The organism is Paraburkholderia graminis C4D1M (assembly GCF_000172415.1).
Lineage (GTDB): Bacteria > Pseudomonadota > Gammaproteobacteria > Burkholderiales > Burkholderiaceae > Paraburkholderia > Paraburkholderia graminis.
Window position 1 is genome coordinate 295,718 of the sequence record NZ_ABLD01000004.1, and the last position, 16,369, is coordinate 312,086.

General features: G+C 63.2%; 15 protein-coding genes. 9 read left to right on the plus strand and 6 right to left on the minus strand.

The features are described from left to right. Positions 1–31 precede the first annotated feature (31 nt). The 3 genes from BGRAMDRAFT_RS09405 to BGRAMDRAFT_RS09415 all read left to right on the plus strand — a co-directional run bounded on the left by BGRAMDRAFT_RS09405 (position 32) and on the right by BGRAMDRAFT_RS09415 (position 2,584). Positions 32–568 carry an energy transducer TonB family protein gene (locus tag BGRAMDRAFT_RS09405; protein WP_006048479.1) on the plus strand — a complete coding sequence of 179 codons (537 nt, stop codon included), beginning with the start codon at positions 32–34 and terminating at the stop codon, positions 566–568. 366 nt (positions 569–934) lie between these two features. Further along, positions 935–2,242 (plus strand): MFS transporter, encoded by a 1,308-nt coding sequence (locus BGRAMDRAFT_RS09410; RefSeq protein ID WP_006048480.1) that lies wholly within the window; start codon positions 935–937, stop codon positions 2,240–2,242. A gap of 162 nt (positions 2,243–2,404) precedes the next feature. Further along, the gene (locus BGRAMDRAFT_RS09415) at positions 2,405–2,584 is read left to right on the plus strand and encodes a hypothetical protein (RefSeq protein ID WP_006048481.1); all 180 of its coding nucleotides are present in this window, start codon (positions 2,405–2,407) and stop codon (positions 2,582–2,584) included. 66 nt (positions 2,585–2,650) lie between these two features. On the opposite strand, the gene BGRAMDRAFT_RS34950 is transcribed toward BGRAMDRAFT_RS09415, so the two are convergent. Next, on the minus strand, positions 2,651–2,794 hold the full coding sequence (locus BGRAMDRAFT_RS34950) for a hypothetical protein (protein WP_006048482.1): 144 nt from the start codon (positions 2,792–2,794) through the stop codon (positions 2,651–2,653). A gap of 779 nt (positions 2,795–3,573) precedes the next feature. On the opposite strand from BGRAMDRAFT_RS34950, the gene BGRAMDRAFT_RS09420 reads away from it, so the two are divergent. From BGRAMDRAFT_RS09420 to BGRAMDRAFT_RS09450, 6 genes are all read left to right on the plus strand, one after another. Then, the gene (locus BGRAMDRAFT_RS09420) at positions 3,574–5,037 is read left to right on the plus strand and encodes a chloride channel protein (protein WP_006048483.1); all 1,464 of its coding nucleotides are present in this window, start codon (positions 3,574–3,576) and stop codon (positions 5,035–5,037) included. Between the two features lie 538 nt (positions 5,038–5,575). Next, entirely contained in the window at positions 5,576–6,124 is a 549-nt protein-coding gene (locus BGRAMDRAFT_RS09425; protein ID WP_006048484.1) for a fimbrial protein, read from the plus strand. A gap of 228 nt (positions 6,125–6,352) precedes the next feature. Further along, positions 6,353–7,093, plus strand: a complete 741-nt coding sequence (locus BGRAMDRAFT_RS09430; protein ID WP_006048485.1) for a fimbria/pilus periplasmic chaperone — start codon at positions 6,353–6,355, stop codon at positions 7,091–7,093. Positions 7,094–7,344: 251 nt separating this feature from the next. Further along, entirely contained in the window at positions 7,345–10,140 is a 2,796-nt protein-coding gene (locus BGRAMDRAFT_RS09435; protein ID WP_232292244.1) for a fimbria/pilus outer membrane usher protein, read from the plus strand. A gap of 181 nt (positions 10,141–10,321) precedes the next feature. Then, complete coding sequence (locus BGRAMDRAFT_RS34955; protein ID WP_006048487.1) at positions 10,322–11,410, plus strand: fimbrial protein; 1,089 nt, start codon at positions 10,322–10,324, stop codon at positions 11,408–11,410. A gap of 158 nt (positions 11,411–11,568) precedes the next feature. Next, complete coding sequence (locus BGRAMDRAFT_RS09450; RefSeq protein ID WP_157140599.1) at positions 11,569–12,105, plus strand: fimbrial protein; 537 nt, start codon at positions 11,569–11,571, stop codon at positions 12,103–12,105. Positions 12,106–12,229: 124 nt separating this feature from the next. On the opposite strand, the gene minE is transcribed toward BGRAMDRAFT_RS09450, so the two are convergent. The 5 genes from minE to map form a co-directional block, all read right to left on the minus strand. Beyond that, positions 12,230–12,484 (minus strand): cell division topological specificity factor MinE, encoded by a 255-nt coding sequence (gene minE / locus BGRAMDRAFT_RS09455; protein WP_006048489.1) that lies wholly within the window; start codon positions 12,482–12,484, stop codon positions 12,230–12,232. Between the two features lie 14 nt (positions 12,485–12,498). Beyond that, on the minus strand, positions 12,499–13,314 hold the full coding sequence (gene minD / locus BGRAMDRAFT_RS09460) for a septum site-determining protein MinD (protein WP_006048490.1): 816 nt from the start codon (positions 13,312–13,314) through the stop codon (positions 12,499–12,501). Between the two features lie 113 nt (positions 13,315–13,427). Further along, the gene (minC, locus tag BGRAMDRAFT_RS09465; RefSeq protein WP_006048491.1) at positions 13,428–14,282 is read right to left on the minus strand and encodes a septum site-determining protein MinC; all 855 of its coding nucleotides are present in this window, start codon (positions 14,280–14,282) and stop codon (positions 13,428–13,430) included. Positions 14,283–14,552: 270 nt separating this feature from the next. Next, positions 14,553–15,086 carry a GNAT family N-acetyltransferase gene (locus tag BGRAMDRAFT_RS09470; protein WP_006048492.1) on the minus strand — a complete coding sequence of 178 codons (534 nt, stop codon included), beginning with the start codon at positions 15,084–15,086 and terminating at the stop codon, positions 14,553–14,555. A 184-nt stretch (positions 15,087–15,270) separates the two neighbouring features. Beyond that, positions 15,271–16,056 (minus strand): type I methionyl aminopeptidase, encoded by a 786-nt coding sequence (gene map / locus BGRAMDRAFT_RS09475; protein ID WP_006048493.1) that lies wholly within the window; start codon positions 16,054–16,056, stop codon positions 15,271–15,273. Positions 16,057–16,369: the final 313 nt, after the last annotated feature.

Genomic DNA, 16,369 nt, shown 5'->3' on the forward strand with positions numbered 1-16,369 from the left:
AAACAGGTTCCGCTCTCTTTCGTGGTTCATCATGCTTACCCGCACGCGCTTCCTTCATCTTCTGACTGAATGCGGCGCTTGCCGCGGTTCGTCATCATGGCCAACGCGGCGCGGCACGGCGCTCGCGGCGTTGCTCGCACTCGCCGCCGCCGGCTGCACGATCACGCCGCCGCCCCGCGCGGTCGTCCCGACGCCGCCCGCCGCGGTCAACAGCGCGACGCTCGATCAATATCGCGAGGCCGTCGCGCGGCGCATCGTCGAGCGCAATCCTTCGTATGTGCTGCGCGGCAAGCCTCAGGCGATGCTGCGCTCGCTCGTCGTGGTGTCCTTCACCGTCGATCGCAACGGGCATGTGGTGGACTCGTCGGTGTATCGCACGAATGGCGACGACGAAGCCGAAGGCACCGCGCTCGCCAGCTTGCGGCGCGCGTCGCCGCTGCCGTTGCCGCCGGGCAAGCTGCTGAACGGCCGCGGCCAGCTCGAACTGTTCGAAGACTGGCTTTTCAACGACGACGGCAAGTTCCAGTTGCGCGAGCTCGCCTCGCCACAGGCGCTGACCATCGACTGAACGCGGCCTGGCCGATCGGCCAGCCGCCTTGCTGCGCAAGCGCCGCGCTCGCTATAATTTTCCGATTCCCTCGCCGGAGCACTCCGGCACGGCTCAGGCCGCCCGCTCATCCGCGGGCGTGCTAGCAGCCGATCCTGGCGGCGCCGCGCCATCCGCGCGCGCCGTGCAAGCGCTTTGTGCTTGATGTCGTGGCGTGCTGTGGCGTGTGTTGCACGCGGTGCGGCGCGAGCCTCTATCATCGACACGAGCGCGCCACCACCTCAACAAAGATGCCGACTTATCTTGCCGCTGTCCGCGACTGACCGCGGTCGACCGCGCCGCTGCCAGGCGCACGCAAGCCGGCATCACGAAACATGGAGACCCTGCATGTCCACATCGCCGATTTCCGCGGCCGAGCCCAATGCGGCCGGGCAGACCAACAGTGCGCGGATCATCTTCGCGAGCTTCATCGGCACCGCGATCGAGTTCTACGATTTCTATGTCTATGCGACCGCCGCGGCGCTCGTCATCGGCCCGGTGTTTTTCCCGCACGGCTCGGCGACGGCGCAGGCGTTGTCCGCCTTCGTCACGTTCGGCATTGCCTTCGTCGCGAGGCCAATCGGCTCGTTCCTGTTCGGGCATTTCGGCGACCGCATCGGCCGCAAGTCGACGCTCGTCGCCTCGCTGCTCGTGATGGGCGTGTCCACGACGCTGATCGGCTTCGTGCCGGGCTACGACTCGATCGGCAGCCTTGCGCCGATCCTGCTGTGCATCTTGCGCTTCGGCCAGGGCATCGGCCTCGGCGGAGAATGGGGCGGCGCGGCGCTGCTCGCCACCGAAAACGCGCCGGCCGGCAAGCGCGGCTGGTTCGGCATGTTCCCGCAACTCGGGCCGTCGATCGGCTTTCTCGCGTCGAATGGCCTCTTCTTCGCGCTCGCGATGTCGCTCACCGACGAGCAGTTCCGTAGCTGGGGCTGGCGCGTGCCGTTCCTCGTCAGCGCGGTGCTGGTGGCGCTCGGCCTTTACGTGCGTCTGAAGATCGCCGAGACGCCGGCCTTCCAGGCCGCCATCGAGCGGCAGGAGCGCGTGAAGGTGCCGATCGCCACGCTGCTCTCGCGGCATTGGCTGCCCACCTTGCTCGGCGCGCTCGCGATGGTGGTCTGCTACACGCTGTTCTACAACGCGACGACGTTCTCGCTGTCGTATGGCGTGTCGGTGCTGCACATTCCGCGGCAGACGTTCCTCGGGCTGCTGTGCGTCGCCGTTGTGTTCATGGCGCTCGCCACGCCGCTGTCGGCATGGGCAAGCGACCGCTATGGCCGCAAGCCGGTGCTGATCGTCGGCATCGTCGCGGCTGTGTTGTCGGGCTTCACGATGGCGCCGCTTCTCGGCAGCGGACAAACGTCGCTCGTGCTGCTGTTCCTCGTGATCGAACTGTTCCTGATGGGCGTGACCTTCGCGCCGATGGGCGCGCTCCTGCCCGAGCTTTTCCCGACCAACGTGCGTTATACCGGCGCGGGCGTGTCGTATAACCTTGGCGGGATTCTGGGCGCGTCGGTGGCGCCGTACATCGCGCAAATGCTGGCCGCGCGCGGCGGCTTGCCGTGGGTCGGCGCGTATGTGTCGATTGCCGCGGCCGTCAGCATGATCGGCGTGCTGTGCATGCGCGAAACGCGCGACTCGCGGATGATGTGACGCGAGCGGCCCGCGAGGCGGCGAGCCTGGGCGGCTGATCGCTCAGGCGGCTGCCTTCCGGCGCTTTGCTTTGCTTCGCTGGGTGAATCCTCTGTCTTGCGCGTCTTTTTGACTTGCCTATACTCGAATTCAAATAACCCCATCGCAAGCAGGGAGGCCCGCATGAATTTCCATCTTCACAATGCGGATGTCGTGATGATCATCGCGCTCGCGCTTCTGTGTTCGTTGCTGCTCGCGCTGCGCTTCAAGCCGGCCAGTTGGAAAGGCATTGTCGTCGAGGCGCTGGCGGCGAACGCGGCTGCCATTACGGCCGTGCTCGCGTTCGAAATGCTAATTGCCTGACGGTCCGCCGCGCTCTTGCCTGAGGGTGCTTCGCGACGGGCCGCCCGTTGAGTCGGCTCAGCGGTCTCAACGGTAGTAATAGCCGTGATGGTGGTAATAGCCGCCACCGCCACCGCCGTAGTAATAGCCCGGCGCCGGAGCGACGATGCAGCCGCCCAGCATGCTTGCGAGCACGGTGCCGGCGATCAGGGTGAGGATCAAGCGTTTCATGTCGTTCTCCGTCGAATCAGATTATTCGAGCTCAAGCCCCGAATGACTCGATTGAACACGACGCGCGCCTGCCTGAACGTTGCCAGTTGTAAGGGAAGATCACGCCGGTGTTACAGGTTCGCCGACGCCGGCGGCCTTTGCGAAGCGCTTTCAACCAAGCGCCGACATTCTCGAAACAACCGACGAAAACACCGCCTATACTGACTTGCATGTGCCAAGCGCCGACGCCGCCTTGCAGGCGTTGCGCGGCGGCTTGGCAAAGATGAGAGCGAGCCCGCCGCCACACGGCTCGCAACCGGCCCATGTGGGCGCATTGGTGGCACGAACCGGCACGAACCGGCGCGAGCCCCACGCGCAACCGGCGTGACGGCCAACGAAAAGCGACAGATTTAACAACCGTGTAATGCGGCAACACGGCGTGTAATCCGCATCCTCTTCGCCCGACGTTCCCCGACGCGGGCGTTTCAGGGCGTCACGTGACAGGGCCGGTTCGCATAGGCACTCTGCGCGTGACGCCCTTTTCTTTTGAGCAAACGATTGCGCGGGCAAAGCCAACTGCGCTCAAGCCGCCGCCGAGCCCTGTTGTGCGGCGAGAGTCTGCGTTGGCCGACGAATGGAATAGTCTTTGCTGAACCGGGCAAAGGCCGTCCAGCGGATTAACAACGGCGTCCTGCAGCGCTCGCCTTACAACATGCCTTTTCACTCTATTTCAGCAGGCTTTCATACGTTTTAGAGCCATCCGCGGGCTTTATACTTTCCCCTTTGCCTCCCAGATACTCATGCCACGAGCGCAACCTCTTCTTTCTTCCGGGATTCTGCGTCGAGGCAAGCGCCTTTGGCGTCAATACGGCATTTTCTGGCTCGGCGCGATCGCGGTCGGACTCGTCGCGGTGCTTTACGCGCGGCTGATCGACTGGGGTTATGACGAATTCCGCGCGGTGCAGCGCGAGCATGTGTGGGCGCCGCTCATCATCACGCCCGCCGTGGCCGCGCTCGCCGTGTGGCTGACGCGCAAGTTCTTCCGCGGCGCCGAGGGCAGCGGCATCCCGCAGGTGATCGCCACGCTTCATGCGAAGCCCGGCGAATATGGCGCGCGGCTGCTGTCGTTTCGCATCCTGCTCGGCAAGATCGCCGTGTCGTTTCTGGCGATTCTCGGCGGCTTCACGATCGGCCGCGAAGGTCCGACGGTGCAAGTGGGCGCGGCGCTCATGTTCAATCTGCGCAGGCTTTATCCGCGCTCGAATGCGCTGATCGAGCGGCAACTCGTGCTGGCCGGCGCGGCGGCGGGTTTGTCGGCGGCTTTCAATACGCCGCTTGCGGGCATCGTGTTCGCCATCGAGGAACTGACGCGCAGTTTCGAAGCGCGCGCGAGCGGCGTGCTGATTACGGCGATCATCATCGCCGGCGTGATTGCGCTCGGCCTGAACGGCAACTACACGTACTTCGGCACGATTCAGATCGGCGCGCACTTTCCGAACCTGCTTGCGCTCGCGGTGCTGCTGACGGCCATCGTCACCGGCATTGCGGGCGGCGTGTTCGGCTGGCTGCTGCTGAACACCGCGCGCTGGATTCCCGCGCCGCTGCGCCGCTTGCACGGCGAGCGGCCCGTCGTGTTCGCGGCGTTGTGCGGCCTGGTGATAGCGGTGGTCGGCATCGTGTCGGGCGGCACCACGTTCGGCAGCGGCTACGCGGAAGCGCGCGGCCTGCTCGACGGACATGAACAGCTCTCCGTGTTCTATCCGTTTCTCAAGATGATCTCGATGGTCGGCTCGTACCTGCCCGGCATTCCGGGCGGCATCTTCGCGCCGTCGCTGTCGATTGGCGCGGGCTTCGGCAATCTGCTGCACATGGTGTTCGGCTCGATGCAACTGCCGATGCTGATCGCGCTCGCGATGGTCGGCTATCTCGCGGCTGTGACGCAATCGCCGATCACGTCGTTTGTCATCGTGATGGAGATGATCAACGGCCACGCGCTCGTGATTTCGCTGATGGCCACCGCGCTGATCGCGAGCCGCGTGTCGCGCATGTTCGCCCCGGCGCTTTATGAGGCGCTTTCGGAGCGCTATCTGGCGCCGCTGCCCCGTCCGGCGCCCGCTCCGGTGCCGGAGGTGCCGGAAGTGGATGCGCCGGAGGCGGCGGCGGAGGCGAGCGGTGCTGAGGGTTCTGGTGAGGCGTCGGGGGATGCTTCGGCCGATGCGTCGATTAATGCGGCCGGTGAGGCGCCCGGCAAACACACCGACTAAAGACGGCCCGGCCTCGGGTTCCCGGTAAGCGGCGTTCGCGCGTCGCTTCATTCGCGACGCGCGTCGACATGCGCGCTGCCGCTGCGTCCCTATCTGCGCCACGCAGACACCAACGACCCGATCGGCACCCACACGCCACGCGTCTGCCGCCGCCAACTCAACGATCCCAGACCGAAGCCATCGCCTTGGCAGTCGGCTCCATCATCTCTGCGCAATCCATCTTGACCTGGAGCACCTGGACGTCAGTCGCCAGCAAATAAGCTGACGGCGCCCCCCAAGTCTGCTCGTCAAAAGCACGACTTCCTTAGACTCCCCCTAACAAATTTGCAAACAATGCACTCGATTTTAGGACTGGTCCGATAAGCCCGTACAGGTAATTACTCAATAATTCGTCTGCCCTTTTGGGAACCTTAGCGGCTCAACCTCGCGATCCGGCAGCCAAGACCAAAAAGTCGCCGGCGCGGACGCATGTTCAGGTCCGATGCGCTATGTGTCGTTCATCAACCTACCTCGGTCACCACCCTGGAGTACCACTTCAATGAAAAAAATCGCATTCCCCCTGATCGTCGCGGCAATGGGTCTCGTTGCTTCAGCAGCGCACGCTGCACCCGCAAGCAACGGCGGCGTCCTGACCATCAACGGTCAACTGACGGCGAACACCTGCACCGTCAGCGGCAATGGTCAAGGCACCAACTTCACGGTCACGCTGCCGACGCTGGCTGCCTCGGCACTGTCCGCAGCAGGTGCGACGGCAGGCTCGACGGGTTTCAATATTGCGCTGACCGCATGCACGCCGTCCACGGGTAACGTGCACACGTTCTGGGAATACGGCTCGAATACGCTGGCCGACGGCAACCTGCTGAACAACGGCACCGCCACCAAGGTTGAAGTCCAGCTGGTCGACTACAACGGCACGCGTAAGGTCCTCGACGTGAGCAAGGCCGACGGCGCGCAAAACGCACAAAACGTCGCGATCACGAGCGGCGCGGCAAGCCTGCAGTACGCGGCGCAATACGTGTCCCCGGCCGGTGGCGCGACCGCTGGCACCGTGACGACCAATGTCACGTACTCGATGATCTATCAGTAATCAACATGCTCCGAACGACGAAGCTGCATTACGTCGTTCTTTAGCATGACTAAGCACACGCAGCGTTATCCGCGCCGCGTGTCGCTACAGCCGATGAGGCCTGTACGCGATTGCTTATCTGTCCTTTCAGGCATTGACTCGCTGTGGGAGCGCCGATGTCCTGGCGCGCGGCGCCGCGAGATCTTCGCGGCGCCATTTCACCGAAGTCCGTTTTTCAGGTTGAGCGTTATGAATATCCGCAAACTCCTTGGCAGCGCAATGACCGCCAGCGTGCTCGCACTGGGCGCACTGCTGCCCTTCTCGGCGCATGCTTCTGTCGTCATTGCCGGTACGCGTGTTGTCTATAACGCGACGGACAGCGAAGTCACGCTGAAGCTCTCGAATGTCGGTAAGTCCCCCGCCCTCGCGCAGGTGTGGCTCGACAAGGGCGACCCGAAAGTCGACCCCAGCAAGCTCGATCTCCCTTTCGTGCTGACGCCGCCGCTTGCTCGCATCGATCCGGACAAGTCGCAGACCATCCGCATTGCCTATACCGGTGAAGCGATGCCCAGCGACCGCGAAACCCTTCTGTGGTTCAACTTGCTGGAAGTCCCACCCAAGCCCGCAGCGGCAGAGGTTGGAGCGAACTATGTGCAGCTCGCGTTCCGCTCGCGCCTGAAATTCTTCTTCCGTCCGGCCGGCCTGCAAGGCAAGGCCGACGACGCACCGGCCAAGCTCGTATGGCGCCTCGGCACGCATGACGGCAAGCCGGCCCTGCTGGTCTCGAATCCCACGCCGTACCACGTCACGATCATTGAGGCCCTCGTCGGCGAAGGCCCGAATCCGGCGAAGTTCGACGAAGGCGGCATGGTCGATCCTGGGGGCGAGCTTGCGCTGCCGCTGTCGGCTACCCCTGCTGCCGGCAAGGTCTCATTCACGACGCTCAACGACTACGGCGGCCCCATGAAACACGAGGCGACGCTGCAATAAAGCCGTGGCCTGCCAGAGTGCGGGCGAAACGGATCGACGCTGCGAAGGAATCCGAACTTTCGTCAGCCGGACGGGGTGCGTCGGGTCGAAATGACCCCGGCGCGCAAACAGGATCAATTGTCGCGGTCAGAGGGTGCGTGCCGATGTCTTGACAATCGGCTGGGCACCCTGCTGCCCGCGATTCCGGCACCACCATGAACAATAGCAATTCCAAATCAAGTTCCCGGCGCGCTCAGGCCGAACCGTTATCCTTGAGCCGGGCCAGCATGGCCGTGCTGCTGGCATTCACCGCCGCGCACGCGCATGCCGATGGCCTGTCAAACGGAAAGACCCCTCCGTCGCTGGCGCCCCTGCTTCCCGCGGAAGCCGGGCGCACGCCGCAATCGCTGCCCGACGCGACGATGACGCCCGCGCCGGACTCCACGGATGCCGCAGCGGGCGCCGTCAAAGTCGCGCAAGCCGGAGCATCGCCGGGCGTGGAGGCGGGCCGTCACCCCGCTTCGCTCGATAGCGGAGCCGTCAACACCGCGCATGCGGCGATGGCCTCGCGGCTCGCGCCCAGCGAGATCACCGCCTCCACTTCCACTTCCGCCGCCGCGCCCCAGGCCGTCGAGTTCAACTCGCAGTTCCTGACCGGCAGCGGCGCGGCGAACGTCGATATTTCGCGGTTCGACCAGGGCAACGTCGCGTTGCCGGGACACTACCGGGCGGCGCTCTATGTGAACGGTGTCTGGATTGGCGTAGCCGACGTCAACCTGCGTGAACTGAACGGCCAGAAACGCAACGTCCAGCCGACGTTCGACCGCGACCTGCTTACGCGCGCGGGCGTGGACCTGACGCGTCTCACCGACGCTGCACGCGCCAAGCTCGACAGCGCAGCGAATCAAGGCGCCGCGGCGCTGCTGCCGGACCTAATCCCGCAAGCGACGGCGAGTTTCGACGCGGGCGAGCAGCGCCTCGACGTGACCATTCCGCAGGCCATGATGAGCCGCAACGCACGCGGCTGGGTCGACCCCAAGTTCTGGGACGACGGCGTGCCGGCCGCAACGCTCCAGTACAACGCCAACCTGTATCACACGAACGGCAGCGGCCTGTCGACCACGCAGGGCTACCTGGGCATCAACGCGGGCGTGAACGTGGGCGCATGGCGCTTCCGTTATAACGGCAACGTCACGAGCGGCAACATGTCGGGCACGCATCTGCAAAGCATGCAGACGTACTTGCAACGCTCGTTCGAACCCATCAAGAGCCAGTTGACGATCGGCGATTCGTACACCGACGGTACGATCTTCGACAGCTTCGGTGTGCGCGGCGTCCAGCTCGCCACCGACGACCGCATGTATCCCGAGTCGCAGCGCGGCTATGCGCCGACCGTGCGTGGCATCGCGAACAGCAATGCGAAGGTCGAGGTCAAGCAGAATGGCAACATCATCTACACGACCACGGTCGCGCCGGGGCCGTTCGAGATCAACGATCTTTATCCCACTGGCTATGGCGGCGACCTTCAGGTTGTCGTGACCGAAGCCGATGGCAGCCAGCATGCGTCGGCGGTTCCGTATGCGGCGCCGGTGAACGCGCTGCGCGAGGGTCGCTGGCGCTATAGCGCGGCGCTCGGACAGTACCGCAACACGAGTCTGCGGAACCATCCGGTCGTGTTCCAGGCCGGCGTGCAGCATGGCCTGAACAATTTCGTCACGTTGTATGGCGGGACGATCGTCGCCGAGAATTACATTTCCGGCGCCGTCGGCGCTGCGCTGGACACGCCGATTGGCGCGTTCGCGGCCGACCTGACGCAGGCCAACTCGAACTTCAAGAACATTCCGGGCCGCAACGGACAAAGTTTGCGGATTTCGTATTCGCGCGTCATCGCGCCTACGGACACGAGCGTCACGCTCGCCGCTTATCGCTACTCGACCAGCGGCTTCCTGGATGTGCAGGACGCGATGAATCTGCGCGACCTGGCGCTGCGCGGCATCCCGAATACGAACGGCGGCATCCAAAAAGGACGGCTTCAGCTCACGCTGAACCAGAACCTGAAGTCCTGGGGCTCCGTCTACGCTTCCGGCTACACGCAGAACTACTGGAACAAGCCGAATCGCGATACGTCGTTCCAGGTTGGCTACAACACGAACGTCGGCCGCGTCGGAGTGGGTGTGTCGGCGTCGCGGGAACTCGACATCAACACCACGCGCTGGAACAACCGCGTGATGCTGAACCTCAACATTCCGCTCGACATCGGTTCGAAAGTCGCCAACACGACGACGAGCTTCGCCCACGACTCGCGCGACAACAGCAATCAGATTCAGGAAGCGTTCACGGGCGCAGCCGGCGTCGACAACGAGTTCAATTACGGCGTCTCGACGGGCTACGACTCGTCGAGCGGCAACGGCGGCAGCATCAACGCGAATGCGGGCTATCTGAGCCGGTACGCGCAGGTGCGCGGCAACGCCGGTTATTCGGGCGGCTACACGCAGGCCGGCGCAGGACTCTCCGGCACGATCGTCGCCTATCCGGGCGGCGTGGTGCTCTCGCCGCAGACCGGCGACATACTCGCGGTCATCGAAGCGAAGGACGCCGTGGGCGCGCGTGTTGCCACCGCGCCAGGCGTGCGCGTCGATGACAACGGACTCGCTGTCGTGGCCGGCATGCAGCCGTACTCGCTGAACACGGTCGAGATCGACACCAAGGGCCTGCCGATGGGCGTCGATCTGAAGAGCACCGAACAGCACTTTGCGCCGACAGCGGGTGCCGTCGTGCGCGTGAAGTTCGACACCGAGAATCGCGGCCAGGCGACGTTGCTGCGCCTCCGCCGTCCGAGCGGCGATCCGGTGCCGTTCGGCGCCGACGTGCTCGACGACAAGGGCAACAACGTCGGCACCGTTACGCAGGGTAGCCGCGCGATGTTCTACACGAAGGCAGTCACAGGCGAGTTGCTCGTCAAGTGGGGCCAGGGCGTTGGACAGTCGTGCAAGATCAGCTACGGACTGCCCGTCGCGCAAAGAGACAAGCCGGCGGCAACGGTGTTCTCGGAAAGCGTCTGCCAGTAAATCAGCGACCTGCGCTCGGGGGTCCCTTTCGCCCGTTCGTCCCTTTGCCAGGCGCTACGCGATCGCCTGGGACCTTCAGTCCAATGCTGCAGCGAAGAAAAGCGCCGCGCCGGGTTGAAGGTCGCAACAGAGCAACGTCGTCTGCGCGATGCACAGCGACACAATTTTGAAGGCTACTTCCATGAACAATTGCAGACTTTCTACGGATCGGTCCGGGCTTAGGCAGTTACTGACGCTTTGCCTTGTAGCGGTCTTTTGGCTGATCGCGTCCCCGCAAGCCAGGGCCGACTCGTGTTCCGGCGTTAGCGGCACCACGTATCCGATTAATCTTCCTTCGGCAGTTACTGTGCCTCGCGATACGCCGGTAGGTACTGTCATTACCGGCTGGACGGTAAGTAGCGGCAATTACATCGGCATGTGGTCCTGTACATTTGTCTCTGGACAGTGGTGGGGTACCTTCGGCAAACCCATGCTTAGTTCGACGGGTACTACCACAAGCTATCAAGGACAGACGTACACGGTTTATTCGACGGGCTATCCCGGCATCGGCATGATTATCGGGTTCTCCGATGGTGAATCGTCTTGTGGTGGCTACTATTACGAGGGAGACATTGGGCAAAACAACGGCTCCTACTACGGTGCCGGCTGCTCTGTAGGAACCAGCACCAACGTCGGCGCGCAGGTGCAAGTCGCGCTTGTCAAGACCGGCCAGCCAAGCGCCGGCATGTTATCCGGGCTAACGATCGCCCAAGCTTTACCCGGCGCAACCTACGCGGCCAGCGCCCGTACCGCTGCTGTCACTTACCCGGCTTACACTGTGTCGTTCACGACGCCCCCAGTCCAGATAATAAACGCCTCGTGCACGACTCCCGACGTCTCCATACCGCTCGGCACGTTTCCCACGACAGGCTTCACTGCGATCGGCCGAACGACCACTACCGCCAACTTCAGCATCAGTCTGAACAACTGCCCCGCCGGCATGAATTCGATCAAATACCGGATCGATCCGACGACGACCGTGCTGAACAGTTCGCAGTCGGTGGTGGCGCTCGACAGCACTTCGTCGGCCACAGGCGTCGGCGTGCAACTGCTCAACAGCGCCGGCTCGGCCGCGTTCCCGCTCAGCAGTCTGCAGACGTTCAGCGGCTATAGCTCGAGCACGGGCGGCAGTTATACGATTCCGCTGGCCGCACGTTACTACCAGACGAGCGCCACGGTTACGCCTGGTCCGGCCAATACGTCAATGACCGTGACCATGCAATATCAGTGATTCCGCAGGCAGACAGGCGCGGCAACGCCGACGCAACGAACCGGACCTATGCAACGGTCCGGCTCATTGCACGTTTTGCAGCGACTCGACGCCCCGCAGGGCCGCATTTGCCAAACGACGCAGCGGCCCCTTCCATCCTCAAATTGAACAACCCGACCATGCGAAAGATTTTGATGCTCCTGGCCGCTTCCGCCGTGATCGCCGCGATGGGCGCGGGGTCCGCCGGGTCCGCCCTCGCGGCGGACGCGAACCTGAAGTTCACCGGTCTGATCACGCAGCCGTCCTGCACCGTGGATAGCTCGACGGCCAATCAGACCATCAGTCTGGGCAGCGCGCCGATCATGAATTTTCCGGCGATCGGAAGCACCGGCAACCCGACCGCATTCACTCTGAATCTCGTGAATTGCTCGCCGGGCACGGCGGTGACGATGTCGGTAGCGGGAACGATAGATACGGTTGCGAGCGTGTTGCAGAACACCGGTACTGCCACGCAGGTGGGCGTGCAGATTCTGAAGGCGGCCAGCGTGGGCGCGACGACGGGTACGCCCGTCACGCTCAACAGTACGAGTTCGCTCGGCACGGTCGACAACACCAATACGATGACGGTTCCGTTCGTCGCGCAGTTCTACCGGCTCGGTACTTTGACGGCCGGCTCCGTGACGACAACCGCAACGGTCAACTTCACGTACAACTGATCGGCTGCGTCAGTCGATCAGGTCGATCAGATGGATCAGCAGGCGCCGCATCGACCGGCGCCGCTCTGCCTTGTGAATATCGGCCGGATGGCGCGCGAGCCGCGCGCCAGTTCCTGCAAACCCGTCAGGTCTGCGGGATCTCGATCTTGACCTCGAGCACCTCGAGGTCGTCCTGACGCTCGAGGCTCACGCGGATGTCGTCATCCGAGATCCTCACGTACTTCGAAATCACGGCCACCAGTTCGCGTTGCAACGCAGGCAGATAATCGGCGGGAGCATGACCGCCGGCGCGCTCGTGCGCGATGATCAACTGCAGGCGTTCCTTCGCTACCGACGCGGATTTCTTCTTCTCGCCCAGCAAAAACGAAAGAATCGACATAACGTGCGCTCCCCTTACTTGGTGCCGAAGAGGCGCTGCAGCAGCCCGGGCTTCTGGTAATCGGTAAAGCGAAGCGATTTCTGCTCGCCGAGAAAACGCGATACGACGTCTTTGTAGGCTTCCGCCACGTCGGTGCCGTCGAGGTGCACGGCCGGCAGGCCCTGGTTCGACGCGTGCAGCACCGCTTCCGATTCCGGAATCACGCCGATCAGGTCAATACGCAAGATTTCCTGGATGTCCGTCAACGACAGCATCTCGCCTTCGCTCACACGCTTCGGGTTGTAGCGCGTGATGAGGAGATGCTCCTTGATCGGCTCCTTGCCTTCAATTGCACGCTTGGTTTTCGACGACAGAATGCCGAGGATGCGGTCCGAGTCACGCACCGACGACACTTCCGGGTTCGTCACGATCAGCGCTTCGTCGGCGAAATGCATGGCGAGCAGCGCGCCCGATTCGATACCGGCCGGCGAGTCGCACACGATGAACTCGAAGTCCATCGCGATCAGATCGTTGATGACCTTCTCGACGCCTTCCATGGTCAGCGCGTCTTTGTCACGCGTCTGCGAAGCCGGCAGGATAAAGAGGTTCTCGCACTTCTTGTCCTTGATCAGCGCCTGGTTCAGATTCGCTTCGCCCTGAATCACGTTGATCAGGTCGTACACGACGCGGCGCTCGCAGCCCATGATGAGATCGAGATTGCGCAGGCCGACGTCGAAGTCGATCACGGCGGTCTTGCTGCCCCGCAACGCGAGGGCCGATGCAAAACTCGCGCTCGTGGTCGTCTTGCCCACGCCACCCTTGCCCGATGTCACCACAATGATTTTTGCCATTACCCTTACCTTGTGTTCGTCAAATTCGTCAATTATGTGCGGCCATATTTCGAGCAGAACGCCGCGCGCCGCAAAGCTCCAGGACGGCGCGATTCACAGCGTGCTTTCCGCGTTCAAGTGAGCCGCAATGGTTCGATCATCAACTTTTCTTCTTCGAGCCAGATCTGCACCGGTTTGCCGAGTACATCGGCCGGCAGCGGGTTCTCTGTCGTTCGATAGATGCCCGCGATCGAGATCAGTTCCGGTTCGAGACACGTACAGAAAATGCGCGCGTCGTGGTTGCCCTGCACGCCGGCAAGCGCGCGGCCGCGCAACGGCGCATAGATATGGATATTGCCTTCCGCGATGACTTCCGCGCCGTAGCTGACCAGCCCGAGCACCACGAGATCGCCCTTTGCGTAGATGCGCTGGCCGGAACGCAGCGGCTTTTCGACCACCATCGTTTGCGAAGACGTGGCAAGACGCACCGGCTCGGCGGCGGGCGCAGGTTCGAGCGATGCGCTTGCCGTCGCGCCCGATGCTGCGTTCGTGGCTGCCGTGCTTGCTGCGCTTGCTGCGTTTACCGTGCTTGCTGCGCCGTTCGCGGCTTCGCCCGAATCCGCCGTGGACGTGCTCGCCGATTCTTCGTCAGCGGGCTTCGCGGCCGCGCCGCGGCGGTCGCGCGCTTCGAGGAGCGGCAACGCCGATTCCGTCGCCCACGACTGCTGCGTGTCAGCGACCACGCCGACCGGACGCATGCGCACGCTGTCGAGCAGTTGCGCGATCTCGGCGAGCGGCACGCGCTCGTTTTCCGCGAGACGGCGCACGTCGATCGCGACGACGTCGTTAGCGAAAAATTCGGGGGTCGCCTCGAAGCGCCGGGTCAGCTCGGCACGCATGGCATCGAGGTCGGTTGTCTTGACCACAAAGAGGAGCGTGTCGACGGAACCGCTGCGAAGTTCGAAAAAGGGCGATTTCTTGGGCGACATAGCGTTCGGCAAAAAATTTTGCGTATTTTACAGGCGTCCACGCGTGCGGCGAGATTTTTTGCCCGCGCGCGCGGCGCTATGCGCGTGTTGTGCATGTTGCGCGAGCAGAAACGATCACGCCGCGCCGCGCAAGAACGGGCGAGGCAGGACATCTGTGGAGATACGGCTGCGGATGCGAGCAGGGAAGCAACAGAACGCGCAACGGAAACGCACAACAGAACCGCGCAAGGGATCCGGAACGGGCGGCAAACTGCTGCGCCGCTCGGCGGATCACGAGTCAACTGCGGGTGACGTGGACGGCACGTGGCGAACCAGCAGGCTTTCGACCTGTTCCGGCGCGCGCGTGACGCGCCGATGTTCGCCGGTCGGTCCGAAACCGAGCGCTTCGTAAAAGCGCATGGCGGTGCGATTCGAGTCGGCGACCCATGCGTAAATTTCGGCGGCGCCTTCGTTGGCGAGCCAGCCGCTAGCGGTGTCGACCAGCAACTCTCCGCCACGCAGATGACGAACCGCCGGCGCCACCCACAACTCGCAAACGAATGCGCGGCGCTCGGGAGTCTCTTCGAAATGCGCCTCGATGAGTCCCGCCGGATGACCCTCGGTATAGAGAATAAAAGTGCTGACGGTAAGAGAAACCGCGTGCTTCGCGGCGATGACGTCAAAGCTGGCGGCGTCCGCGGACAAGGCGTCCTCTAGCGTCGCGCCGAAGGCATAAGGCGCCTCTCGCAGCGACGCAGTACGGAGTTCGCGAAAAACAGCGCCCTGATCAGCGGCGATACGGCGAACGGTCAATGACGGACTCATGCAGACGAAAACCCCTTGAAGCCTTAAGGCGTAGCTTTAACCGAACCGGCGCGCGAGTCAAATCATTCTTTGCCGGGGGATCTTATCGCGTGAGCCGGTTCTGGCAAAGCGCGCATCGAGTTCTCAGCATTTGCCGCGCCCGGTGTCTGTGAGCTCGACCCACTCGCGATGGAAGCGTTTCGGGCTAAGGCGCCTCGTAGCTGCCGGTGCCGTCCGGCCAGGGCGTGAGGAGTTCGTAGCCGTCGTCGGTGACGGCGATCATGTGTTCCCATTGCGCCGACAGCGAGCGGTCTTTCGTGACCACGGTCCAGCCGTCGCGCAAGACGGTGGTGCCGGCGCGGCCTGCGTTGATCATCGGCTCGATGGTGAAGACCATGCCGGGCTTCAGACGCACGCCCTGCCCCGGCTGACCGTAATGCAGAATCTGCGGGTCCTCGTGATAGACCTTGCCGATGCCGTGGCCGCAATAGTCGCGCACGATCGAAAAGCCGTCGCGCTGCGCGACCTTCTGAATCGCATGGCCGATGTCGCCGAGCGTCGCGCCCGGCTTCACTTCGCGGATGCCCGCGAGCATCGCTTCATACGTCGTGTCGATCAGTTGACGCGCGACCGTGCTTGGCTCGCCGACGCAATACATGCGGCTCGTGTCGCCGAAGTAGCCGTCCTTGATGATCGCGACGTCGATGTTGATGATGTCGCCGTCCTTGAGCACTTCGTTGCGGTTCGGAATGCCGTGGCAGACCGCCTGATTCACGGACGTGCACACCGTCTTCGGAAAACCCAGATAGCCGACGTTCGCCGGAATCGACTTTTGCGTATTGACGATGTAGTCGTTGCACAGTGCGTCCAGCTCGTCGGTGGAGACACCGGCCTTCACGTGCTCGCCGATCATGGCCAGCACGTCGGCCGCGAGGCGGCCTGAAATACGCAGCCTGGCGATGTCTTCGGGAGTCTTGTAGGTAATGGCCATGAATTCGGTCGATGGGTTCGAAGGTAGGTCGATATTCAATCGAACGGCCAATTGTACAGAGGATCGCGGAGGGGTCGGGGGAATGGGGGGTGCGGGCGTTTGTATCGCGAGCGTGGGGGATTAAACGGGCAACGCCTGGTGAGCACTCGAAGAGTGCCGAGAAACTCTTCGCTCGCTTGTTGCGTAGCGCGCGGACGTGATCGCCGCGCTATCGTTCGACGTACTCAGAGGAAGGATGGGACAGGCTCCACACTGTGCTTAGATACGAAGCGAAGATTTCGTAGTCGACATGGAGCACTCACCAATCCTTTAG